The following is a 22,882-nucleotide window of genomic DNA, read 5'->3' as shown; positions in this document are numbered from 1 at the left end:
ACAATTTCGTACACAGCCTAGATTTCACGGCATGACCGTCATCAATCCATTCGACAAGGTGAACCCATGAGTTCGACCAACCCTCCCTCCCCTACCGCCAAGCTGGACCGCATCCTCGCCGATGCCAAACGCGACAAGGAGATGGGCTATCGTGACAAGGCGCTGAAGATGTATCCGCACGTCTGCGGCCGCTGCGCCCGTGAATTTTCCGGCAAGCGCCTGAGCGAACTGACCGTGCACCATCGCGACCACAACCACGACAACAACCCGCAGGACGGCTCCAACTGGGAACTGCTCTGCCTGTTCTGCCACGACAACGAACACTCGCGCTATACCGACCAGCAGTATTTCGGCGACAGCTCCCTGAGCAGCCCGAAGATCGCCAAGGCCACCCACAACCCGTTCGCCGCCCTGGCCGGGATGTTGAAGAAAGACGAGTAAGCCCCGCACCGTAGCCCGTCATCCGGCGGGCAGCCTCCAGCCCTCGATCGCGACAGGCATCACGCCCGGCAGCGTTGCCGGTATACTCGCGTCTTTTTCCTGGAAGGCACCCGGCTCGTGGCAAACAAAAGGTACAGCTGCATCGGTTTGTATAACCCCAAGTCACCGGAGAACGTCGGTTCGGTGATGCGTGCGGCTGGCTGCTACGGCGTGGCCTCGGTGTTCTACACCGGCAAGCGCTACGAGCGGGCCCGGGATTTCGTCACCGACACCAAGAAGGTGCACCAGGACATCCCGCTGATCGGCATCGACGACCTGAAGAAGATCCTGCCCCTGGGCTGTATCCCGGTCGCCGTCGAACTGGTGGAAGGCGCCCGCCCGCTGCCGGAGTACACCCATCCCGATCGCGCGCTGTACATCTTCGGCCCGGAAGACGGCTCGCTGGACAAGGACATCCGCGACTGGTGCGAGGACGTGGTGTACATCCCCACCACCGGCTGCATGAACCTGGCCGCCACCGTCAACGTGGTGCTCTACGACCGCCTGGCCAAGGGCAACAACACCCGTTCGGGCCCCAGGTTCTGAGTACCTGGAGGAACCTGTCGCAGGTTCCGGCAGTCTGCAGTCTATCCACCCGCCACTTGAGGAGACAGATCATGAGCGACAGAAAAACCCTGCAGCGCATCGACTCCACGCCGTTCCAGTCCCCGGCAGCGCAACAGAACGTCCAGGGCTGGGAGCGGCTCGGCTCCCTCGCCGGCGGCGTGGTCATGGTCGGCAAGGGCCTGCGCCGTGGCGGTGTGTTCGGCCTGATCCAGGTCGCCATCGGCGGCGTCGCGCTGGCCCGTGGCATCACCGGTCACAGCTCGGCCAAGAGCCTGCTGGAGAAAGGCCGTCGCGACCTGGAAGGGGTGCGTGGCAAGGTCGAGCGGGCGGCGGACGAGCTGCGGCAGATGAAGGCCAATGCCGAAATGGCGACGCGCACCGCGACGGTGACGGGCAACGATTCGCTGGAAACACCGAAGGCCTGATTCATGCGACGCGCCGTAAGGCCCTTTCGCGGATAAATCCGGCTCCCACAGCTTTGCATCGTTCATGGAATATTGATCGCTGCGATACCTTGTGGGAGCCGGATTTATCCGCGAACAGGTACTCAACTTCGCCACAAACCCAAAGGTTTACTTCAGCAGGTCGGTCGCCAACACCTTCGACGGCCCACCCAGCACGCTTTCGCTCAACTGGATGAACTCCTCGGTGGTCACCGTATCCAGGCGCATCGCCGCCCGGCTCACGTCGTCCAGCGAGTGCCGGTTATCGGTCTGCTGGCGAATTTCCCGGTCCAGTTCCTGCAGCAGCAAGACCGCCCGGGCCACCGTCGCCCCGCTCACCTGCTCGCCCCGCAAGCTGGCGACCTTGTGTCCGCTGCGCGCCAGCTTCGCCTGCACCGCCCGGTAGCGCTCCTCGCTCATGCCCCCGGCGCGTCGCACCAGCTCGATGGCGTAGTACTCCGCCAGGCCTTCGCCGATCCAGTCGCTGCGGTGGCTATCGTTGATCCGGCCAAAGACATGTACCAGCTCCCGCACCAGCGGGCTGGCCCCCGACTCGCCGATCAACGGCCCGGTGCTGTGCAGGTAGATCGAGTCATGGCTTGCGCGGGCACCCCGCACCATGGGTTCCCCGGCCCCGACCACCAGCAGTTTCGCCGGGTTGCGCGGAAACACCTCCTGCAGCTTGGGCCAGACGAAAGTCAGCAGCGTGAGCACATCCATCCGCCGCATGCCCTCGCCCCGCGGCGCAGCGACCGTCACCTCGGTTTCGCCCAGCCGTGTGCGCCGGCTGCCGAGATCGCCGGCCAGCAGCCAGCCGGTCGGGCGGTCGAACAGCCGCGAGACGTTATCGACGCGAAAGCGGTTCCTGCCGATCCGCGGCCAGGCGGTCTCGACGCTTTTCCAGCCGTTGGGCAGTTCCACGTCCAGTCGCGACACCAGTTCGGTACCGTCCTGCTGGTCCAGGTGCGCCGGTGGGACCAGTTCCTCGCCCCGCAGCAGGGCCCAGTGACTGGTCATGCGGGTATCGAAGGTGCCATTGCGGCGCGGGTGGCTGATGCTCACCCGATAGCTCAGGCTCGCCTTGCCGGCGGCCGGACGCCAGATGCCGCGACTGCTGGTGCCGGCCTGATCCGGCCGCGTCAGCCATTGGCCGTCGGCCTTGAAGTCGGTGTAGTAGCCCTGGGCGCCGAGGTCGAAATCCAGGCTGCGCACCGCCGAACCCTGGGCCAGGGTCAGGCGCACTTCGACCTGGTCGCTCTGCGGCAACAGGCGCAAGTGGTAATCCAGGTCGACTTTCTTCCCGGCCCAGGCGGAGCCGGCCAGCATCAACAGCAGCGACCCCGCCAACAGTCGGCAACGCACCGGCATAAACACTCCCTCGGGCCCGCCGATCAACCGGCGCGGAAAATCAGATGGTCTTCCCAGTCGTCTTCGGGCACGCTGCCCTCGGCCAGCATCCGGCCGGACTGGGAAATGCGCTCGTGGTGTACCGCGTCGCGATCGCCGCAGACCAGATGGTGCCAGAGCGGCAGGTCCTTGCCCTCGCTGACCAGTCGATAACCGCAGGTCGGCGGCAACCACTTGAACTCGTCGGCCTTGCCCGGCGTGAGCTGGATGCAGTCGGGCACCGAGGCGCGGCGGTTGCTGTAGTCGGTGCACTGGCAGGTCTTGAGGTCCAGCAGCTTGCAGGCGATCCGCGTGTAGTAGACGCTATTGTCCTCTTCATCCTCGAGCTTTTGCAGGCAGCACAGGCCGCAGCCGTCGCACAGCGACTCCCATTCTTCCTGATCGAGCTGATCGAGGGTCTTGCGTATCCAGAAGGGTTCGACTTTTGCGGCCATGGTTCAGACATCTGCATCGGGTAGTGAAAAGGTCGCCAGTCTAGTGCCCGGGCCGCAAAGGGCCAAGCATTGGCGACTGTCGGTTGATGAAAGCTTGTCAGCCGCGCCCGGGCACAGTAGTTTTGATGGCCCCAAAGCCCGCTAGCCAACTGCCATTAGCGCTCCTCCGCGCCGCACGAAGCGGACTGTAGACGGGCCGGGCATCACGACCGGACACCGCGCCAGCGGCCAGGGTCGCCCCAACTCCCTTCACTTCGGACTCCAGTCAGGAATCGCCCATGAGTGCCAACCCACGTGTCGCCGACTATCCCATCGATGCCCAGTTCACCCAACGCTGGTCGCCCCGCGCCTTTACCGGCGAAGCCATCCCGGAAGAAACCCTGCTGAGCTTCTTCGAAGCCGCACGCTGGGCGCCATCGGCCTACAACTCGCAGCCATGGCGCTTTCTCTACGCCCGTCGCGACACGCCGAACTGGGAACGCTTCCTCGGCCTGCTCAACGAGTTCAACCGCGGCTGGGCGCAGCATGCCTCCGCGCTGGTGATCGTGATCTCGAAAACCACCTTCAAGGTGCCTGGCGCCGCCGAGGAAACCCCGGCCCTGTGGCACACCTTCGACACCGGCACGGCCTGGGGCTACCTGGCCCTGCAGGCCAGCCAGAGCGGCTGGCACACCCACGGCATGGCCGGCTTCGATCAGGAACTGGCCCGCAAGGAGCTGAAGATTCCGGACGGCTACGCTCTGCACGCGGCGGTGGCGGTCGGCAAGCTGGGCGACAAGGCCAGCCTCGCCGAATACCTGCAGGCCCGGGAAGTACCAAGCCCACGCGAGCCGGTGAGCGCACTGGCGGCCGAGGGTGATTTCAGCCTGTAATCGGCAGTGAAAACGCTGGCTGACCGAGAGGGTGCTGGCGCTTTTCGATCGTTCCCACGCGGAGCGTGGGAACGATCAACTGAGGGAGATGGCAGTCGCAGGCCTAGTAACCGCGCTCGAACCGCACTTCGCCGCGCAGCGGCTGGCTCGCCTGGTACGCCCGCAGGTTCTCGACGAACAACTGCACCATCATCGGCGGGGAGGTCGGCGCCGAGCTGTGACCGGTCAGCAGCAATCCCCAGGCCGTCCAGAACGGATGGCGCTGCGGCAACGGTTCCTGGCGGCAGACATCGATCACCGCACCGGCCAGATGGCCCTCCTTCAACGCTTGCACCAGGTCCGCATCGACCACCGACACGCCGCGCCCGGCATTGATGAACAGGCCGGTCGGCTTGAAGCGCTTGAACATCGCCGCGTCGTACAGGTCATGGGTCGCCGGCGTATTGGGCAACAGGTTGACCACGTAGTCCACCTCGCCCACCCGCTCGCCCAGCGCCTCCAGGTCATCGACCCGGATGAACGGCGCCTGCTCGCGGGCCTCGCTGGCGATGCCGTACAACTCGACACCGAACGGCTGCAGGAACTGCGCCACGCTCTGGCCGATATCGCCCGCGCCGACAATCAGCACCTTGCGCCCCGCCAGCCCCAGGCCGGTGCGGTTATCCCACTTGCGCTCGACCTGGCTGACCAGCCGCGCCAGCACCTCGCGCTCATGGCCGAGCATGTAGGTCAGGACGTACTCGGCCATCAACTGGCCGAAAATGCCGACCGCCCGGGTCAGCCGGTAGTTGCGCGGCAGGCCTTCGGCCAGCAGCGGCGTGATCCCCGCCCAGGTCGACTGCAGCCACTGCGGCCGGTGCCCCTGGCGCAACAGGCTGGCCATCAGGTCCGGCTGGCCGAGCCAGACCGGGCAATCGGCCGCCATTCCCGACAGTACCGCCGAATCGCCGCTGGTCATGACTTCAAGTTCGGGCTGCGCCTGACGCAGCAGGCGGGCATACACGGCGTGGTCGTGTTCGGCAATCAGAACGCGCATGGTTCAAACCTTTCAAAAACGGTGCAGACGGCCGCCGATGAAGCGCTCTCCATCGTGCTCGGCGACCGCCGGAAATGCATTCCATTGAAATGGAGCGCCCGGGTGGCCTGTAGGGCTGATTCGCATCAACCCGCACAGGCCGGGACACTCAGGGGTGTGGCTCAGACCGGGTCATTGCGCCGCAACAACTCTTCGGGCAGGTGCTCGATGTACTCGTCCTCGGCCGGTGGCATCTGCAGGTGATAACCCTGCTTGTCGAGGTTTTCCAGCACCTTGTGGATATCTTCGCGCGCCAGCTTGCGCTCGGGGGTCAGCACCAGGTCGAAGGCATGCTGCGGCTTGCCGAACACCTGCAGGAGGGTTTCCGGTACGCGCTCCAGGGCTTCGCTCTTGAGCACGTAGAGGTACATTTCGTTCTTGCGGGGGCTGCGATAGATCGAGCAGATATGTTTCAAGGCTGTTCTCCGGCAGTCGCCAGGCTGTCGAGCAGGGCCTGGCCCAGCAATTCGCGACGCCAGCCACGCAGCGAATCGGGCAATTGATAGGGTCCGTCAGGGAAGCCGCTCTTGATCAGCGCCTCCAGGGTTTTCTTGCGCAGCATCAGTTCCGGCACGATGTTCATCCGCTCGGCCGCCGCCTGGCCCACCGCGCGCAGGCGCTTGACCAGCGCTCCGGCCTCGATCGGCAGGGGCTCGGGCACCGCCGGCGGCCACTGGTCCATCGGCAGGCTGGCCGCGCGCCTGATCAGTTCGAGCAGGAACTCGCCGTCCTGGCGCACGGTGCGTGGGTGCATGTCTTCGATGCGGGCCAGGGTCACCAGGTTGTCCGGCTGGCTCTTGGCCAACGGCCACAACGAGTGCTCGCGGATGATCCGGTTGCGCGGCAGGTCGCGGGCACGGGCCTCGCGTTCGCGCCAGGCACAGAGTTCCCGCAGCACCGCCAGTTGCGCCCGGGACAGTTTCCAGGCGAGCTTGGCGTCGCGATAGATCTCGTTGGGATCGACCTCGCGGCGCAGGTTGGCGACCAGTTCGGCACCATCCTCCAGCACCCAGGCATACTTGTCGTCGGACAGTTGCGGGCGCAGGCGGCTGTAGACCTCGGCCAGGTGCAGCGCATCCTCGGCGGCATAGCTGACCTGGGTGTCCGACAGCGGGCGTTGCAGCCAGTCGGAGCGGGTTTCGCCCTTGGGCAGCTCGATACCGAGAACTTCCTGGACCAGCCGCGAATAGCCCATGGAAAAGCCCAGGTTCAGGTAGCCCGCGGCCAGTTGGGTGTCGAACAACGGCGTCGGCAGGCTGCCGGTCAGGCGCAACAGGACTTCGAGGTCTTCGCTGCAGGCGTGCACGACCTTGACCACTGCCGGGTTGTCCAGCAGCGCGGCCAGGGGTTGCCAGTTGTCGATGGTCAACGGGTCGATCAGGTAAGCGCGCGCGCCATCACCGATCTGGATCAGCCCGGCGATGGGATAAAAGGTGTCGACCCGCATGAATTCGGTGTCGAGGGCAACGAAAGGTAGTTGCTGCCATTCAGTGCAATGCCGACCGAGGCTATCGTTGTCGCGGATCCAGTGAATATCGATGGCCACACGGCTCTCCCTTGAAGAATGGCGCGCAGTATATATCGCTACAGGCGATTTCCGAGCATCCGCGCTGCAAGTGCGTGAGCGAATGCCTCGCTGCGCTGAAAGAATAGTCTTACTCGTCAAGTTCGCAGGGCCCGGAAGATGTCAGCTGTCCTTGCGCAGGACATAGACCCGACGCATGGCACACCCCGGCAGGAAGTCACGATGGCCGACGATCTCGAAACCGGCTTCGTGGAACTCGGCTTCGATCTGCGCCTTGCCCAGCAGCACCGGCTGGTTTTCCAGTTCCGGACGAACGGTCGCGTGGCGGTGGCGCCAGGCCATCAGATTGCCGCCCAGGCACACGGACAGGATCACCGTGTCGCGACTGACCCGGTGAAACTCGCCGAGGATCGCCAGGCGGTGCTCGCGCTCGGCGATATGGGCGAACAATGGCACGCAGAAAATGCAGTCCACCGCATTTTCCGGCAGGCCGATGGCGAACGCCGAACTCTGGAAGGTCCTGACCCGCCTGAACAGCTCGGGCGAATGATGCACCGCGCAGTGTTCGAGCATTTCCCGCGACGAGTCCGCCGCCAGCACCACGCGGTTGCCACGCTTGGCCAACACCGGCCAGAAACGCCCGGCCCCACAGGGCAGGTCCAGCACCAGGCCCGGTTCACCGGCCATCTTCAGCGCCTGGCGCACCAGGCACTCTTCACGCCAAAGCCCAATGCGCGCCAATATGCCCTGGGGATGAGCATCACGGCACACCCGTGCATGCTCGCGCGCATGCTGGCGGGCGAACTCAAGCTCGACAAGTGAAGGCGATGGCGCTGACATGTCTGACGGACTCTGTTGCATTGACCGACGATCGGAAGCGCTGTCGCGAGCGGGGAAGCTTCTCCCGACAGCACTCGAACCTTATTCAGGTGGGCATCAACATTTCGTGAAAAATACGCCGCGGCTGCATCAAGCCGTGACTTTCACGCCGGGTGCAGGTACCAGCGCCAGTCCTGCTCGCCCACCTCGCCCATGAATTGCCGATACTCGGCACGCTTGACCGCCAGATAAACGCCAAGGAACTCGTCGCCAAACGTCTCGCGCGCCCAGCGGGAACCCTCCAGCGCCCGCAGGCTGGTCAGCCAGTCGGTGGGCAGGCGCTCGCCGGCCTGGGCATAGCCGTTGCCTTCGATCGGCGCGCCGGGATCCCGTTGCGCAACGATGCCGTGATGGATGCCCGCCAGGATCGCCGCGGCTGCCAGGTACGGATTGGCATCGGCGCCGCAGATCCGGTGTTCGATATGCCGCGACGCCGCCGGCCCACCCGGCACCCGCAGGCTCACGGTGCGGTTGTCGATCCCCCAGGTCGCGGCCAGCGGCGCGTAGCTGTTGCTCTGGAAACGTCGGTAGGAGTTGGCATGGGGACAGAACAGCAGCAACGAATCGAGCAGGGTCGCGAGCATGCCGCCCACCGCCTGCCTGAGCAGCGGCGTGCCCTCGGCCGCATCGCTGGCGAACAGGTTGTTCCCTTCCCTGTCGGCCAGGCTCACGTGCATGTGCATGCCGGTACCGGCCTGGTCATCGAAGGGCTTGGCCATGAAGCAGGCGATCATCCCATGCTTGTGGGCCACGCCCTTGACCAATCGCTTGTAGCGCACCGCCTCATCCATCGCCTGCAAGGCATCGGCACGGTGTTCGAGGGTGATTTCCACCTGGCCGGGGGCATATTCGGAAATCGCCGTGCGCGCGGGAATGCCCTGCAGCTTGCAGGCCTCGTAAAGGTCGGCGAGAAATGGTTCGATCTGCTCCAACTCGCGCAAGCCATAGACCTGCGTGGTCCGTGGCCGCCCACCATCGGCGTCGCGGGCCGGCTGCGGGCGGCCGTTGCTGTCGCGCTGCTGGTCGAGCAGGTAGAACTCCAGCTCGGCCGCCATCACCGGGTAGTAGCCTGCGGCCTGGAGTTGCCCGACCACCTTCGCCAGCAACTGGCGTGGATCGGCCACCGCCGCTGGCAGTCCCTCGCTGGGGTGCATGCCGACCTGTACCGCCGCTGTCGGTATCCGCCGCCAGGGCATGCGCTGCAGGCTGCCAGTGATGGGATAGGCACGACAGTCGATATCGCCGACGTCCCAGACCAGCCCGGAATTTTCCACATCGTCGCCGTTGAGGGTCAGGCCGAGGATCGTGCTCGGCAAGGGCCGGCCGCCGGCATACACCGCCAGCAGCTCGTCCCGGTGCAGCAGTTTGCCGCGCGGCACACCGTTGTTATCGATGATAAACAGCTCGAACATTTCGATATCCGGGTTCCGTTTCAGGAACGACCGGGCTTCTTCCAGCGCAGCGAAGGACTGACAGGCAACACTCATGGGGCGTTTTCTCCTATTCCGCGTCAGGCGGGCGCAACGACGCCCGCCATGTCGACCCGGGCGGCGGACAAGGGCCGCCCGCAGTCAGTGAAATGACTCAACGGGAAGGGAGAACATCCGGCGGACGCGCATGGCGGCAATGCCACAGCGCCCAGAAGGCCAGTTCGCAAGGCAGCGCGACCGCGCTGGGCAGGGCCGCCATCGACAGACCGGCAGCATCGATACCCGGCGCCTGGCCAACGGCCGACACGTCCTGCCTGATCGGGTTGATGCGCGCGTCCATGAGCCTGCCGCAGTGAACAGAAGAGCTGCAGACTCACACGCCGGAATCAGCCATTAAATACAGTTTTCATGATGCTCGGTTGCCCAGCGACTAAACAATGTCAGGTCAGAGCGTGATTTCTCCGTAAGACTCACGATCCAGGTCCACCAATTCCACCGACAGTTGCACTTCGACCGATGCCGGCCAATTGCCGCGTTCCTGCAAGCCGGCCAGCAGGCTCTCGGAAAGTTGTGCCTTGACTTGCGCAGAGCGCCCACTAAGCAGGGCCAGTTTCACATGCACGAAACCACGCACATTCAGGCCGGTGCCCACGCGAAAGCTCTCCACCCGGGTCGCCCGGCTCTTGATGGCGGACTCCGCCGCGAACTGACCGGACGCCACCAGCACATGATTGATCCGTAGCAGGGCGCTGTCGGGCTCGAAATCGGTCAGGTTCGAGGTGTATTCCAGGAAAACGTGAGGCATGCGCTAGCTCCGAAAGGTCGGTGGACAAAGCGAAAGGTATAGCACGCGTCCTGTCGAAGCGGTCAGAAAAACCTCACGCAAGCGCCGGAGGCAAGCGGTCGCTCATGAATTGCTCCAGCCGCGAACGCAGCCAGCGTTCAGCCGGGTCGGTGTCGACGATGCCGAGCCAGACCATCGACAGGTCGAGAGTCGGCGTCTTGAACGGCAGCGGTTCGGCAAACACCGAGCCCGACGCGGCCATCGCCAGCGCCGCGTAGTCCGGCAGGCCGGCGATCAGGTCGGTCCCCGCCAGCAGGGCCGGCAAGGCGCTGTATTGCGGTACCGACAGCACCACATGGCGCTTGCGGCCGATTTCCGCCAGCCACTCATCGGCCAGGCTGCTGACGTTCGCCGTGTGGGACACCAGCACATGCGGGCGGGCACAGTATTCATCCAGGCTCATGGGCGTCGACGAGGCATCGGCGCGCAGCAGCATCGGCTGGATGTGCCGCAGCAGCTTGCGCTTGGCGTTGGCCGGCAGGCCGCGGGTCTGGCTGATGCCGACCGTGATATCGCCGGAGGCGAGCAGGTCCGGAATACGCCAGTAGTCGACGTGCTGGACCACGATCATCACATTCGGCGCCTCCTGGCGCAGGGCGCGCAGCAGGTTGGGCAACAGGCCGAATTCGACGTCGTCCGACAGCCCGATGCGAAAGGTCATGGTGCTGCTGGCCGGGTCGAAATCGTGGGTCAGGCTCAGGGCATTGGACAGCGAGTCGAGGGCCGGCGACAGGTACTGGATGAGCTCCTCGGCCCGGGCGGTCGGCTCCATGCGATGGCCGACACGGATGAACAGCGGGTCGTTGAACATCGTCCGCAGGCGATTGAGCGCCGAACTGATGGTCGGCTGGCCCAGAAAGAGCTTTTCCGCCACCCGCGTGACATTGCGCTCCAGCATCAGCGCCTCGAACACCACCATCAGGTTGATGTCGGCCTTGCGCAGCTCGTTGCGATTCATCCGTTACTCCCCCTCTCCCCGGAACACCCCCAGTGTACAAGGGGTGTTTCAGGAAATCCCGCCCAGTGGCGAGGGGCACGCACCAGCCATGGCGCGCACAGCGAAAAAACCTACGAAGCAATAAGAGCCGCACGCGATGCTGCATAGCCGACGCCTGACTGTGAGGCTGACGCCCCCGGCGCTAGCCTGATTTCGTCAGCGCTCCCTCGAGCCTCGTCCCTACACCCCCAAGCCCTGTCACGGCTACTCGGCGCTACCGATACGGGTGGCTACCTCACCCAACCAGCGAGATCCATACAAAAATCCAATCAACCAGATGTCTCTTTTAAGGTACATTCAGGATGTACGAGGTGGAACACTTACTGTCTGCCAATGGCGTGGATATCTACCAGGCCTGGCTCGATAGCGTGCGAGACGTTCGCACCAGGGCAAGAATCACCGCCCGGGTCGACCGTGCCTCTCTCGGCCATTTTGGCGTAACCGAACCGGTGGGCGATGGCGTGTTTGAAATGAAGCTCGATTTGGGTCCTGGCTACCGTGTCTATTACGCCCTGGAAGGCCGAAAGGTCATTTTCCTGCTGGGCGGAGGCTCCAAGGACAGACAGCAGAACGACATCAATCAAGCCAAGGCTCTCTGGATAAACCACAAGGTGAAAGGAAAATGACGACCCGGACTCGTTCTCACGAAGATAGCGTTCTTGAAATGCTTCGAGACGACGAAACATTTGCCCTTGAGTATCTGTCTGTCGCGCTCGAGGAAATCGACGAGGTCGGCGGGGAAGACGCGTTTCTTATCGCCATCCGTCGTCTTGTAGAGGCGAGAGGTGGCATGAGCAGCCTCTCTCAAAACACCGGCCTGGCCAGGCCGAATCTCTACAGGTCCCTGGCGACTGGCGGCGACCCGAAACTGTCGACCGTGCTGAAGGTGCTCCAGGCCCTGGGAGTCGGCCTGTCCAAGGTAGTCTCCCACCGCCCCGTCTCGGGAACGGAAGCCGCAGCGCCCGATACGGCATGCAACGGACACCAGGTGAATCCGTAACGCTGCGTGGTATGCCCCTCAACCAAGGGCGCTGGCTTGCGCCCTCCGCTAAACGAAAAGTCCTACAAAACAATAAGACCCGCACTTCCATTGCGTAGCCGATACCTGACTATTAGATTGGCAGCGCCGCCACTAGCCTAGTCTCGCCGCAGTCAATCCTGTGGTCGGGTGTGACAACCTGAAAGTGTTCGAGGCGCGGTATCGCGTCATGGCTGTTTAGCTGCCGTCTGTTGGCGCCCGGCTAGTACACCTATGGCGGACCGTGTGGGGCAGGCTTAGGCCTGGCCGGTTCCCTCGGACGCCGGTTTGTCACCCTCGCACGGTCTGCCTCCCTAATCCGCGTGACAACGGTGGGAGTCAGTTCCTAAATCGTCCGAGGAGACAAGGAGAATGGCCTACCCCCCTTTTACGCACGGGCACCGCCCGCTACGTCCAGCTTCGTTGCATCGCGATCACGGAGGCCCCCTCCATGATTGATCGCTCGCTACTGTCTCGCCTACCGCCGTCCGACCTGATCCGGCTAGCCTCTCTGAATCCTCTGGAAGCCGCCGCACATTTTCGAGTCGCCGCCAGGTTCTGCCTGGACGGCGCACGCTGCGTGGCCTTTCGTGACCCGGAACAGGAACGCCTGGCCCATCGCCTGATCGCCGATGGCATTGCACTCTACACCCTGGCGCTTCAGCGACTGGAATCGCCCCAGCCCCGCGCTATCCACATCCCGGCAACACGCCGCGCCGCCAACGACACCCACGAACCACCGACACCCTGGGACAACCACTACGCCCGCCAACTCGCCGAGGGGGCCCGCGAGGCCGAGCGCTGGCTGCAGCAGGCCGATGGCTCGCCACTCTGGGCCGAACTGGCGCGACGGCGCCGGCTTTATCTCACGCAAACTGGTCGAGATGCATTCGAAGCCGGTTTTCTGCGGCGTATTCAAGGCTATCTGCAGGCCTGAGCCCAGCATTCTGAAACTCACATTTTCTCAAGGTTTGCGCCTGGCACTCCCAGGATTGACGGGGTTTGATGCCAATACAGTCGAATTGAGGATGGAGCAATCTGGACTGTCAGCGGCTGACCTTGTGCCTGCCATTGGCCGGCAGAATAGAGTCTATGAGGTACTGAATGGTAAGCGAGCCCTGACGCTGCACATGATCTGGAAGCTGCATGAGATGTTTGGAATTCCAGCGGAGAGCCTGATCAGGCCAATGAAAGCAGTCGGATGAGGCGAGTTCAAACATGTAGCGACACCGCTCGCACTCGAATAGGTTATAGCCACATGAGAATCAAGCATAAACCAGAGGTCGAGCCGGTATCGCTGCAAGAGGCGTAAAAAATTGAGTGACGCCAATATGCAAAAAGCCCCTGGAGTCTCGCGACTTCAGGGGCTTTTCATGTTATGGCGGAGAGATAGGGATTCGAACCCTAGGTACCCGCGAAGGTACAACGGATTTCGAATCCGTCCCATTCGGCCACTCTGGCATCTCTCCAATGGCGCGCATCATACCAACACTTTTGCCGGAAGCGAACCCCCTGAAGCAAAAAAATTCCGTGCTATCAGATGCTTGCGTCGATTACAGCGGTACACCCAGGCGATGGGCGACTTCTTCGTAGGCTTCGATGACGTCACCGAGGCCCTGGCGGAAGCGGTCCTTGTCCATCTTCTTCTTGGTGTCCTTGTCCCACAGGCGGCAGCCGTCCGGGCTGAACTCGTCGCCCAGAACGATGGAGCCGTCGCTGAACACGCCGAATTCCAGCTTGAAGTCGACCAGCAGCAGGCCGGCGTCATCGAACAGCTTGCTCAGGATCTCGTTGACCTTGAGCGACAGCTCCTTCATGCGTGCCAGTTGCTCGGCAGTGCCCCAACCGAAGGCCACGACGTGGGATTCGTTGATGAACGGATCGCCCTTGGCGTCGTCCTTGAGGAACAGTTCGAAGGTGTAGGGGTTGAGCTTCATGCCCTCTTCCACACCCAGGCGCTTGACCAGGCTGCCGGCCGCGTAGTTACGCACCACGCATTCCACCGGAATCATGTCGAGCTTTTTCACCAGCGACTCGTTGTCGCCCAGTAGCTTGTCGAACTGGGTCGGTACACCGGCCGCTTCGAGTTTCTGCATGATGAAGGCGTTGAACTTGTTGTTCACCATGCCCTTGCGATCGAGTTGTTCGATGCGCTTGCCGTCGAACGCCGAAGTGTCGTTGCGAAACAGCAGGATCAAGCGGTCGGCGTCGTCGGTCTTGTAAACCGACTTGGCTTTGCCGCGGTAGAGTTCTTCACGTTTTTCCATGATGGGCTCCGCTTGTTAAATTGTTGGGCCCGGCGATATGTCGCCAGTCGAGCCCTGAATCTTGATCGGCCAGTTGCAGCCAGTCCGGGTCGCACCCGAGGGTGTCGACAAAACATTGCCGGGCCAGCTGCGGCAGGTTGTTCTTGCTGCTCAGGTGGGCCAGCACCAGGTGTTGCAAGCCCTGCCAGCCCAGCTCGGCCACCAGGTTGGCAGCCTGGTGGTTGTTCAGATGTCCTCGTTCACCGCCCACCCGCTGCTTGAGAAAGTACGGGTAATGCCCCCGTGCCAGCAGGTCGCGGCAATGATTGGCCTCGATCATCAGTGCATCGAGGCCGCTGTAGCGGTCCATGACGGTCCCACAGTACGAACCCAGGTCGGTCAGCAGGCCGAAACGCCGCTGGCCGTCGCTGAACACGTATTGCGTCGGTTCCAGGGCATCGTGGGCGACGCAAACCACCTCGATCGCCAGCGCGCCGATCTGCAGCGTTTCGCCCCCCGCCACGAACCCCGCGGGCTCCACAGGCTTGCGCATCCCGCGCAAGGTGCCGCGACTGAGGTACACCGGTAGATTGTAGCGCCGAGACAGCAAACCCACGCCATGCACATGGTCGGCATGTTCGTGGGTTACCAGGATCGCGCTCAGTTGCGCCGGGTGCATACCCAGGCGCGCCAGGCGCCGCTCGGTTTCCCGCAGGGAGAAACCACAATCGACCAGTACACAGGTGTCGCCACTGGCTATCAGTGTGCCGTTCCCTTGGCTACCACTGCCGAGAACGGCAAAACGCATCGGCAATCAGCCCAGGTTGTCCTGAATCACACCCAGCACCCGACGCGCCACGTCAGCCGGCGCCACGGTGTTGATATCCTTCTCGACGGTGACCTGCACGCTGTCGCCGACCTTGCTCAGGCGAACCTGGTAGCGCTCGGCACGGGCTTCGATCTCTTCCTTGGCCGGTTTGCTGCCGAACAGCTTGCCGAAGAAGCCAGGCTCCTCGTTCTTGCGCTCGGCCTTTTCCGCCAGGTTGATGTAGTACAGGCCCAGGCTGCGGTTGATGTCTTCGACACGCCATTGGCCCTGCTCCAGGGCACGGCCGACGCTGGACCAGGCACGATCGAGGTCTTCGCCGACGTTCAGTACCGGGTTGCCGCTGCCGTCCTGGCTAAGGCTGACGCGGCTCGGGGTATCGAAGTCGCGGGCGGCCAGCAGGGACACCGAACCGCCCTTCTCGGCGCTGCGGCTCATGCTCGAGAGCATTTCGTCGACCAGGGCCGAATCCAGGCCGGTGTTGACCGAACGCGCGGTGAAGTCGACGTTGGCCGTGCTGCCCACCGGACGCTCGGCGCTGACCACGTAGATTTCGCTGGTATTGCGCTGCACGCCCGGCTCGATACGTACCCGCACGCGGGTTTCGTTGCCGGCTGCGCCGCTGCTGCCCAGGCGCCTGGCCAGGCTCGCCGACAGCTCGTCGGAGTGCTGCCAGGCGGTGGTGAATTCACCGGTCTGCGGACGTTGCGAGTCGATACGGAAACCGTTGTCCTGGAAGAACTGCATGGCCACCGACCAGACTTCGGCCGGCGGGTGCTGGCCCAGGATCCAGCTCGAGTCGCCGCTCTTCTGCAGGCTGTAGTCGCTGGCACTGGCCGCGAGCTGCAACGGCTGCGGACGTGGCACCTCGTATGGGCCCTTGACGGTTTCGCTGGCGACGTTGCGCGGGATCGGCAACAGCGGGTCAAGACGCTTGCCCGTGGTGATGTCCGGCGGCAGCTGCATGGCTGGCGTCTGCTGCGCCTCCAGGTAGTCGCTGCCACGGTCGCGGAAATAGCCTTCCGGGCCCCAAAGCCAGCCACAGCCACTGGTGCTGGAGATAATCAAGGCAAGTGCGGAAAGTCCGGCCAATCGCTTCATGCGGTGTGTTTCCTCAATTAAACCAGGACGCCGGACTGGCGCATGGCCTGCCGCAGCGATTCGTGACAGGTGGCGCTGAGCCAGGTGAGCGGCAGACGGATACCGTCCGGCATCAGGCCCATCTCATGCAACGCCCATTTCACGGGGATCGGGTTGGATTCGATGAACAGGGTCTTGTTCAGCGGCATCAGTTTCTGGTGGATCGCACGAGCGGTATCGGCATCGCCACGCAGCGCGGCGGCGCACAACTCGCTCATTTCACGCGGGGCGACGTTGGCGGTCACCGAGATATTGCCCTTGCCGCCGAGCAGCATCAGCTCGACCGCGGTGGCGTCGTCGCCGGAGTAGACCAGGAAGTCGCCGCTCACGCCGGCCAGGATGGCCTTGGCGCGCTCCAGGTCGCCGGTGGCTTCCTTGATGCCGATGATGTTTGGCACGCTCGACAGGCGGATCACGGTCTCGGCCTGCATGTCGCAAGCGGTACGGCCCGGTACGTTGTAGAGGATCTGCGGGATGTCGACCGCTTCGGCGATCGCACGGAAATGCTGGTACAGGCCTTCCTGGGTCGGCTTGTTGTAGTACGGGGTCACCAGCAGGCAGGCATCGGCGCCGGCGCTCTTGGCGTTGCTGGTCAGCTCGATCGCTTCGCGGGTCGAGTTGGCGCCCGTGCCGGCGATCACCGGGATGCGCCCGGCAACCTGGTCGACCACACGACGAATGACTTCGATGTGCTCGTGCACGTCGAGGGTCGCCGACTCACCCGTGGTACCGACCGCGACAATGGCATTGGTGCCGTTTTGCAGGTGGAAGTCCACCAGCTTGGTCAGGCTGTCCCAGTCAAGATTACCCTGTGCATCCATGGGTGTGACCAGTGCCACCATACTGCCCGCAATCATGCAACCGCTCCTGCCGGAAAAAGAGAGCGGTAATGGTACTGGCGCCATCAGCCTTGTACAAGCGAAGTACTCGCCATGAGCATTCCCCTTGGCGCCGGTTTTCGCTACCCTTCAGACTTTGATCGGTACTGAGTCAGTCATGTGCCGGGTTCCAGACTCCCTTTTCGCCGCCCGAAACCCGCCCCAGCCTTGCCGCCGCCCGCTCTCGCCCGCACCTGAGAGGCCGATGCAAGGGTTTGACGCGTTTCCCGGCCGTCGAGCATCACGCGGGGCAGGAGCCGAACCATGACGCCCCGACGTACCGACCGCTCATCGCTTTAGGAATGCTGCATGTCCACCCCCACTGTCCGCGAACAATTCCTTGTCATCAGTGCCCTCGGCGCCAACCCCATGGAGCTGACCAACGTCCTGTGCCGCGCCAGCCATGAAAACCGCTGCGCCGTGGTGACCTCGCGCCTGACCCGCCATGGCGAGTACAGCGCGCTGGTCCTGCAGATTTCCGGCAACTGGGACGCCCTGGCCCGCCTTGAGGCCGCCCTGCCGAACCTGGCGAAGAAGCACAACCTGACCGTCAACGTGGTGCGCAGCGGTGCCCTGGAGAACCGTCCCCAGGCCCTGCCGTACGTCGCCTATGTCAGCTCGGCCTACCGTTCGGACATCATCAACGAACTGTGCCAGTTCTTCATCGACCACAACGTCGACCTGGAGAACCTGACCTGCGACACCTACCTGGCCCCGCACACCGGCGGCACCATGCTCAACGCCACCTTCACCGTGACCCTGCCGCCCGGCGTGCAGATCAGCTGGTTGCGCGACCAGTTCCTGGACTTCGCCGACGCGATGAACCTCGATGCGCTGATCGAACCGTGGCGCCCACAGAACCCCATGTAAGGAGCCAGCATGGCCGTTGTCATCAATGAAGCCGTAACCGATTTCCAGGCACCTGCCACCAGCGGCAAGACCGTCAGCCTGTCCGAGTTGAAGGGCAAGCAGGTGGTGATCTACTTCTACCCCAAGGACAGCACCCCGGGCTGCACCACCGAGGGCCAGGGCTTTCGCGACCAGTACGCGGCGTTCCAGGCGGCCAACACCGAGGTTTTCGGCGTTTCGCGCGATGGTCTGAAGTCCCACGAGAACTTCAAGTGCAAGCAGGCGTTTCCCTTCGAGCTGATCAGCGACAAGGACGAGGCGGTCTGCCAGCTGTTCGACGTGATCAAGCTGAAGAAGCTCTACGGCAAGGAATACCTGGGCGTCGACCGCAGCACGTTCCTGATCGATGCGAAAGGCGTGCTGCGCCAGGAATGGCGGGGCGTGAAGGTGCCAGGCCACGTGGATGCGGTACTGGCCGCGGCGCAGGCGCTGAACAAGGCCTGACCGGCCTCGGCAGCTAAAAGCTTCGCGGGCAAGTCGGATCGCCGCACCGCCTGCTCCTACAGGCTGGTGTAGTACGTGAATGTTGTGATCGACACCGAACTGTAGGAGCAGGGCTTGCCCGCGAAGAGGCCCGCAAGACCGCCAAAAGCTTCGCGGGCAAGCCCGCTCCCACAAAAAAGCCAATCCTCCTACAGCAACGGCGCCACGATCGGCTCCCTGCGCGGCCAGGCATCCAGCACGGCCTTGAACAGCGTCGCCAGCGGAATGGCGAAGAACCCCCCCCAGAAGCCCCACAACCCGCCAAACAGCAGCACCGCGCAAATGATCGCCACCGGGTGCAGGTTCACCGCCCCGGAGAACAGCAGCGGCACCAGCACGTTGCCATCGAGGGTCTGGATGATCCCGTAGACCGCCATCAGGTAGATGAACTGGTCGCTCCAGCCCCACTGGAACAGCGCGATCAGGGTCACCGGCACGGTCACCACCACCGCGCCGACATAGGGCACCACCACCGAGAGCCCCACCAGCAGGGCCAGCAAGGCGGCATAATTGAGGCCCAGTGCGACGAAAGAGATGTAGGTGACCCCACCGCAGATGATGATCTCGATCACCTTGCCACGGATGTAGTTGGCAATCTGCCGGTTCATTTCCTCCGCCACCCGGGTGATCAGCGCCCGCTCGCGCGGCAGGTAGCCACGCACCCAGTCGCGGATCTTCGCCCGGTCCTTGAGGAAGAAGAACACCAGAATCGGCACCAGTACCAGGTAGATCATCATGTTGACCAGCAGCGGCAGGCTGGACAGCGAGAAGGTCAGCGCCCACTGGCCGAACTTGCCGATTTCGCCCCGCGCCACCTCGATCGCCTGCAACACCTGCTCGTCGGACACCAGGTGTGGATAACGTTCCGGCAGCAACAGCAGCAACGACTGCCACTTGGCCAGCATCCCCGGCAACTCGTTGAACAGCGTGATCAACTGGTGCCAGAGCAGCGGCACCACCACCAGCATGAACAGCAACAGGCAACCCATGAACAGCGCGAACACCAGGCCGACCGCAGCCGCGCCAGGCAGGCGCATGCGCTCCAGCCCAAACACCAGGCCCTGCATCAGATAGGCCAGAACCATGCCCGCCAGGACCGGCGCGAGCATCTTGCCCAGGGTCAGCACGGCCGTGAACGCCAGGAACAGCAGAACGGCCAATACCACCGCTTCCTCGTCGGAAAAGTAGCGCTGGATCCAGTCACGTAACACTTTGAACATCAATAATCCCTAACGATTTAAGTGCTGGACATTCAGGCCTTGCGCAGCCAATAGCGATAGACCCCGGCGTCTTCCTCCTCGCGCAACAGCGTATGCCCGGCCAGTTTGGCGAAGGTGCGGAAATCCCGCTGCGAACCGGCATCGGTGGCGATCACCTTGAGTACCGCGCCGCTGGCCAGGCGATTGAGTTCAAGCTTGGCCTTGAGCAGTGGCAGCGGGCAGTTCAGGCCGCTGGCATCCAGCTCGGCGTCGTACTCTACAGCGTCGGTCATTGCTTCACTCCTGGCGGCGTGTCGGATCGGAGGGTTCGAGCCGCCTAGGATAACCCAAGCGATACCACCTCTGGTCGTCGACGTGGTGTGCGGCTACAGTAAGGGCTTTGCCGAACTAGAGCCCTGTGCATGACATTTCTGCGCCCCACCCTGCTGACGCTCGCCTGCCTGCTCGCCTCCCCCGGCTTCGCCGACGACCTGCCGTCACTCGGTGACGCCAGCTCCGCCATCGTCTCGCCCCAGCAGGAATACCAGTTGGGCCGCGCCTGGCTGAGCCTGCTGCGCAGCCAGGTCAAGCAACTGAACGATCCGCAGCTCAAGGACTACGTGGAAACCACGGTCTACAAGCTGGTCGAAACCAGCCAGGTACAGGACCGGCGCCTGGAATTCATCCTGATCGACAGCAACCAGCTCAACGCCTTCGCCGCACCCGGGGGGATCATCGGGATCAACGGCGGCCTGTTCCTCAACGCCCAGACCGAAGGCGAGTACGCCTCGGTGCTGGCCCACGAACTGGCGCACCTGTCGCAACGCCACTTCGCCCGCGGCGTCGAAGCCCAGCAACGCATGCAGTTGCCGATGATGGCAGCCCTGCTGACCGGGATCATCGTCGCTGCGGCCGGCGGTGGCGATGCCGGTATCGCCACCATCGCCGGGACCCAGGCCGCCGCCTTCCAGGAGAAACAGCGCTTCTCCCGCCAGAACGAGCAGGAGGCCGACCGGATCGGCATCCTCAACCTGGAGAAGGCCGGCTACGATCCGCGCAACATGCCGACCATGTTCGAACGCCTGATGCGCATCTACCGCTTCGATGCCAAGCCACCGGAATTCCTGTTGACCCACCCGGTCACCGAATCGCGGATCGCCGACACCCGCAACCGCGCCGAACAGGCCAAGCCCGGCGGTATCGAGGACAGCCTGCGCTACCAACTGATTCGCGCCCGGGTCATGCTCTCCTACGAGGATTCCCCGGGGCTGGCGGCCAAGCGCTTCCGCGCCCAACTGGACGAAAACCCCAAGTCCGAGATCGCCCGCTATGGCCTGGCCATCGCCCAGATCAAGGGCAGCCAGTTGAATGATGCGCGGGAGAACCTCAAGCCACTGCTGGCCAAGTCGCCCAACGAAATCATCTACAACCTGGCCCAGATCGAGCTCGACATCAGCAGCGGCCGCCTGCCGGATGCCGCGCAGCGCACCGAGCGGATGCTGGCCCTGTATCCGGGCAACTATCCGCTCAAGCAGCTCCAGGTCGACCTGCTGGGCAAGCAGAACAAGCCTGCCGAAGCCGAGAAGGTGCTGGTCGACCTGCTCAAGACCCGTGCGGATGACCCGGACATCTGGTACCAGATCGCCGAAACCCGTGGTCAGTCCGGCAACATCATCGGCCTGCACCAGGCGCGGGCCGAATACTTCGCCCTGGTTGGCGACTACAAGCAGGCGATCCAGCAACTGGACTTCGCCAAGCGCCGGGCGCCGAACTTCCAGCTGGCCTCGCGGATCGACGCGCGGCAGAAGGAAATGATCGACCAGGAACGCTTGGTCAAGGACATGATGGGCGGCTGACGCAAGCGCTGGCGCTCACACCGGATCCGAGGGTGATGCCGGTGGCTTGGGGGGGCGAGCCAGGCTTGCGACTGTATTCGCGGGCAAGCCGCGCTCCTACGGATTTGCGTCGTACACCGTTTGGCGCATGACACTATCCCTTGTAGGAGCGAGGCTTGCCCGCGAAGAGGCCGCTAAGCCCTACCCGGAACCCACACACCTCGCAAAGCGAAAACGGCTCAGGCGTTGCCGCTCAGCTTCATCCGTGCCGCCTGGGTGAAGTCCAGCATCCGCTTCAAGGGGCGTACCGCCCGCGGAATGATCGACGGATCGACGAAGATCTCGTTACTGCCCTCGCGCAGGCACTGCAGCGTGCGCTCCAGGGTATTCATCGCCATCCACGGGCAGTGGGCGCAACTGCGGCACGCCGCACCGTTACCGGCGGTCGGCGCCTCGATGAAGACCTTGTCCGGACACAACTGCTGCATCTTGTAGAAGATGCCGCGATCGGTGGCGACGATGAAGGTCTTGTTCGGCAAGGTCTGCGCCGCCTTGATCAACTGGCTGGTGGAGCCGACCGCATCGGCCAGGTCGATCACCGACTCGGGCGATTCCGGGTGGACCAGGATCGCCGCATCGGGGTACAGCGCCTTCATGTCTTCCAGTTGCCGGGACTTGAATTCCTCGTGAACGATGCAGGCACCGTCCCACAGCAGCATGTCGGCGCCGGTCTGCTTCTGGATATAGCGGCCCAGGTGCCTGTCCGGCGCCCAGATGATCTTCTCGCCGTTGTCCATCAGGCTTTCGACGATTTCCAGCGCGCAACTGGAGGTCACCACCCAGTCCGCCCGCGCCTTGACCGCCGCCGAGGTGTTGGCATACACCACCACGGTGCGCTCCGGATGCTGGTCGCAGAAGGCGGAGAACTCGTCCACCGGACAGCCCAGGTCCAGCGAGCAGGTCGCGTCCAGGGTCGGCATCAGGATGCGTTTTTCCGGCGTGAGGATTTTCGCCGTCTCACCCATGAAGCGCACACCGGCCACCAGCACGGTCTTGGCCGGGTGAGCGGCGCCGAAACGGGCCATTTCCAGGGAGTCGGACACGCAACCGCCGGTTTCCTCGGCCAGGGCCTGGATGATCGGGTCGCAGTAGAAGTGGGCCACCAGCACCGCGTCCTGAGCCTTGAGCTCGGCGGCGATTTCGGCACGGAGCGTCGCCTCCTGCTCGGCACTCAACGGTTTGGGTTGCTTGGCGTCGAGGTGGGCTTGAACCAGAAGGCGTTCGGAAATTTGCGTCATGTTCGCAAGACCTGCAAGCGCGTGAGCGCGAAAGTCGAGTATACCCCGGCCCCCGCCTCTTTCCGAAGCGGGATATTAGGCTATGTACGAAATCGCT

General features: G+C 63.6%; 27 protein-coding genes, 1 tRNA gene and 1 pseudogene. 11 read left to right on the top strand and 18 right to left on the bottom strand.

The window, feature by feature from the left end; genetic code table 11:
* Positions 1 to 66 precede the first annotated feature (66 nt).
* From PF66_RS24195 to PF66_RS24185, 3 genes are all read left to right on the top strand, one after another.
* On the top strand, positions 67 to 441 hold the full coding sequence (locus tag PF66_RS24195; protein WP_054061381.1) for a YajD family HNH nuclease: 375 nt from the start codon (positions 67 to 69) through the stop codon (positions 439 to 441).
* A gap of 117 nt (positions 442 to 558) precedes the next feature.
* A complete protein-coding gene (locus tag PF66_RS24190) occupies positions 559 to 1,026 on the top strand; it encodes an RNA methyltransferase (protein WP_054064031.1) in 468 nt (155 codons plus the stop codon).
* A 71-nt stretch (positions 1,027 to 1,097) separates the two neighbouring features.
* The gene (locus PF66_RS24185) at positions 1,098 to 1,472 is read left to right on the top strand and encodes a YgaP family membrane protein (RefSeq protein WP_054064030.1); all 375 of its coding nucleotides are present in this window, start codon (positions 1,098 to 1,100) and stop codon (positions 1,470 to 1,472) included.
* Positions 1,473 to 1,619: 147 nt separating this feature from the next.
* On the opposite strand, the gene PF66_RS24180 is transcribed toward PF66_RS24185, so the two are convergent.
* Entirely contained in the window at positions 1,620 to 2,858 is a 1,239-nt protein-coding gene (locus tag PF66_RS24180; protein WP_054064029.1) for a hypothetical protein, read from the bottom strand.
* Positions 2,859 to 2,881: 23 nt separating this feature from the next.
* On the bottom strand, positions 2,882 to 3,331 hold the full coding sequence (locus tag PF66_RS24175) for a YcgN family cysteine cluster protein (protein WP_054061384.1): 450 nt from the start codon (positions 3,329 to 3,331) through the stop codon (positions 2,882 to 2,884).
* Positions 3,332 to 3,609: 278 nt separating this feature from the next.
* Here PF66_RS24175 and PF66_RS24170 point away from each other — a divergent pair, with 278 nt between their 5' ends.
* Positions 3,610 to 4,203 carry a nitroreductase family protein gene (locus PF66_RS24170; RefSeq protein ID WP_054061385.1) on the top strand — a complete coding sequence of 198 codons (594 nt, stop codon included), beginning with the start codon at positions 3,610 to 3,612 and terminating at the stop codon, positions 4,201 to 4,203.
* Between the two features lie 103 nt (positions 4,204 to 4,306).
* Here PF66_RS24170 and PF66_RS24165 read toward each other — a convergent pair whose 3' ends face one another.
* The 8 genes from PF66_RS24165 to PF66_RS24130 form a co-directional block, all read right to left on the bottom strand.
* Positions 4,307 to 5,239: a D-2-hydroxyacid dehydrogenase gene (locus PF66_RS24165; RefSeq protein ID WP_054061386.1), complete on the bottom strand. Its 933-nt coding sequence runs from the start codon at positions 5,237 to 5,239 to the stop codon at positions 4,307 to 4,309.
* 161 nt (positions 5,240 to 5,400) lie between these two features.
* Positions 5,401 to 5,694: a YcgL domain-containing protein gene (locus PF66_RS24160; protein ID WP_054061387.1), complete on the bottom strand. Its 294-nt coding sequence runs from the start codon at positions 5,692 to 5,694 to the stop codon at positions 5,401 to 5,403.
* Positions 5,691 to 6,824: a ribonuclease D gene (gene rnd / locus PF66_RS24155; protein ID WP_054064028.1), complete on the bottom strand. Its 1,134-nt coding sequence runs from the start codon at positions 6,822 to 6,824 to the stop codon at positions 5,691 to 5,693. Before rnd ends, PF66_RS24160 begins: the two co-directional genes overlap by 4 nt.
* Before the next feature lie 141 nt (positions 6,825 to 6,965).
* On the bottom strand, positions 6,966 to 7,643 hold the full coding sequence (locus PF66_RS24150; protein WP_054064027.1) for a class I SAM-dependent methyltransferase: 678 nt from the start codon (positions 7,641 to 7,643) through the stop codon (positions 6,966 to 6,968).
* A gap of 143 nt (positions 7,644 to 7,786) precedes the next feature.
* A complete protein-coding gene (locus PF66_RS24145) occupies positions 7,787 to 9,169 on the bottom strand; it encodes a glutamine synthetase family protein (RefSeq protein ID WP_054064026.1) in 1,383 nt (460 codons plus the stop codon).
* A gap of 97 nt (positions 9,170 to 9,266) precedes the next feature.
* The gene (locus PF66_RS33065; RefSeq protein ID WP_054060237.1) at positions 9,267 to 9,452 is read right to left on the bottom strand and encodes a hypothetical protein; all 186 of its coding nucleotides are present in this window, start codon (positions 9,450 to 9,452) and stop codon (positions 9,267 to 9,269) included.
* Between the two features lie 105 nt (positions 9,453 to 9,557).
* Entirely contained in the window at positions 9,558 to 9,917 is a 360-nt protein-coding gene (locus tag PF66_RS24135; RefSeq protein WP_054064025.1) for a 5-carboxymethyl-2-hydroxymuconate Delta-isomerase, read from the bottom strand.
* A gap of 73 nt (positions 9,918 to 9,990) precedes the next feature.
* Complete coding sequence (locus tag PF66_RS24130) at positions 9,991 to 10,914, bottom strand: LysR family transcriptional regulator (protein WP_054060235.1); 924 nt, start codon at positions 10,912 to 10,914, stop codon at positions 9,991 to 9,993.
* Positions 10,915 to 11,255: 341 nt separating this feature from the next.
* Between PF66_RS24130 and PF66_RS24125 the strand changes: the two genes are divergently transcribed.
* The 4 genes and pseudogenes from PF66_RS24125 to PF66_RS33520 all read left to right on the top strand — a co-directional run.
* Entirely contained in the window at positions 11,256 to 11,579 is a 324-nt protein-coding gene (locus PF66_RS24125; RefSeq protein ID WP_054060234.1) for a type II toxin-antitoxin system RelE/ParE family toxin, read from the top strand.
* The gene (locus PF66_RS24120; protein ID WP_054060233.1) at positions 11,576 to 11,953 is read left to right on the top strand and encodes an addiction module antidote protein; all 378 of its coding nucleotides are present in this window, start codon (positions 11,576 to 11,578) and stop codon (positions 11,951 to 11,953) included. The genes PF66_RS24125 and PF66_RS24120 overlap by 4 nt, the downstream gene beginning before the upstream one ends.
* Before the next feature lie 469 nt (positions 11,954 to 12,422).
* A complete protein-coding gene (locus PF66_RS32245; RefSeq protein ID WP_081006063.1) occupies positions 12,423 to 12,908 on the top strand; it encodes a LasR-specific antiactivator QslA in 486 nt (161 codons plus the stop codon).
* Between the two features lie 85 nt (positions 12,909 to 12,993).
* Positions 12,994 to 13,176: pseudogene (locus tag PF66_RS33520) on the top strand (helix-turn-helix domain-containing protein); the annotation flags it as partial.
* 174 nt (positions 13,177 to 13,350) lie between these two features.
* On the opposite strand, the gene PF66_RS24105 reads toward PF66_RS33520, so the two are convergent.
* The 5 genes from PF66_RS24105 to dapA form a co-directional block, all read right to left on the bottom strand.
* Positions 13,351 to 13,440 (bottom strand) — tRNA-Ser (locus tag PF66_RS24105).
* 84 nt (positions 13,441 to 13,524) lie between these two features.
* The gene (gene purC / locus PF66_RS24100) at positions 13,525 to 14,238 is read right to left on the bottom strand and encodes a phosphoribosylaminoimidazolesuccinocarboxamide synthase (RefSeq protein ID WP_010450180.1); all 714 of its coding nucleotides are present in this window, start codon (positions 14,236 to 14,238) and stop codon (positions 13,525 to 13,527) included.
* Positions 14,225 to 15,025, bottom strand: a complete 801-nt coding sequence (locus PF66_RS24095) for an MBL fold metallo-hydrolase (RefSeq protein WP_054064105.1) — start codon at positions 15,023 to 15,025, stop codon at positions 14,225 to 14,227. Before PF66_RS24095 ends, purC begins: the two co-directional genes overlap by 14 nt.
* A 6-nt stretch (positions 15,026 to 15,031) precedes the next feature.
* Complete coding sequence (gene bamC, locus PF66_RS24090; protein ID WP_054064024.1) at positions 15,032 to 16,144, bottom strand: outer membrane protein assembly factor BamC; 1,113 nt, start codon at positions 16,142 to 16,144, stop codon at positions 15,032 to 15,034.
* A 17-nt stretch (positions 16,145 to 16,161) separates the two neighbouring features.
* The gene (gene dapA, locus PF66_RS24085; RefSeq protein ID WP_054064023.1) at positions 16,162 to 17,040 is read right to left on the bottom strand and encodes a 4-hydroxy-tetrahydrodipicolinate synthase; all 879 of its coding nucleotides are present in this window, start codon (positions 17,038 to 17,040) and stop codon (positions 16,162 to 16,164) included.
* A gap of 330 nt (positions 17,041 to 17,370) precedes the next feature.
* On the opposite strand from dapA, the gene PF66_RS24080 reads away from it, so the two are divergent.
* Positions 17,371 to 17,931: a glycine cleavage system protein R gene (locus PF66_RS24080; protein WP_054060229.1), complete on the top strand. Its 561-nt coding sequence runs from the start codon at positions 17,371 to 17,373 to the stop codon at positions 17,929 to 17,931.
* Positions 17,932 to 17,940: 9 nt separating this feature from the next.
* A complete protein-coding gene (locus PF66_RS24075) occupies positions 17,941 to 18,414 on the top strand; it encodes a peroxiredoxin (RefSeq protein ID WP_054064022.1) in 474 nt (157 codons plus the stop codon).
* A 188-nt stretch (positions 18,415 to 18,602) separates the two neighbouring features.
* On the opposite strand, the gene PF66_RS24070 is transcribed toward PF66_RS24075, so the two are convergent.
* Together PF66_RS24070 and PF66_RS24065 are read right to left on the bottom strand one after the other, a co-directional pair.
* Positions 18,603 to 19,673: an AI-2E family transporter gene (locus PF66_RS24070; protein WP_054064021.1), complete on the bottom strand. Its 1,071-nt coding sequence runs from the start codon at positions 19,671 to 19,673 to the stop codon at positions 18,603 to 18,605.
* Between the two features lie 32 nt (positions 19,674 to 19,705).
* Positions 19,706 to 19,945, bottom strand: coding sequence for a sulfurtransferase TusA family protein (locus PF66_RS24065; protein WP_054060226.1), 240 nt, complete (start codon positions 19,943 to 19,945; stop codon positions 19,706 to 19,708).
* 129 nt (positions 19,946 to 20,074) lie between these two features.
* Between PF66_RS24065 and PF66_RS24060 the strand changes: the two genes are divergently transcribed.
* Positions 20,075 to 21,508, top strand: coding sequence for a M48 family metalloprotease (locus PF66_RS24060; protein ID WP_054060225.1), 1,434 nt, complete (start codon positions 20,075 to 20,077; stop codon positions 21,506 to 21,508).
* Positions 21,509 to 21,726: 218 nt separating this feature from the next.
* Here PF66_RS24060 and nadA read toward each other — a convergent pair whose 3' ends face one another.
* Positions 21,727 to 22,785, bottom strand: coding sequence for a quinolinate synthase NadA (nadA, locus tag PF66_RS24055; RefSeq protein ID WP_054064020.1), 1,059 nt, complete (start codon positions 22,783 to 22,785; stop codon positions 21,727 to 21,729).
* Between the last annotated feature and the right edge of the window lie 97 nt (positions 22,786 to 22,882).

This window comes from Pseudomonas asplenii (assembly GCF_001293465.1).
In the GTDB taxonomy this organism is placed as follows: Bacteria; Pseudomonadota; Gammaproteobacteria; order Pseudomonadales; family Pseudomonadaceae; genus Aquipseudomonas; species Aquipseudomonas fuscovaginae_B.
Note: the sequence above shows the minus strand (reverse complement) of the source record. Positions and strands in the feature narration are given on the sequence as shown.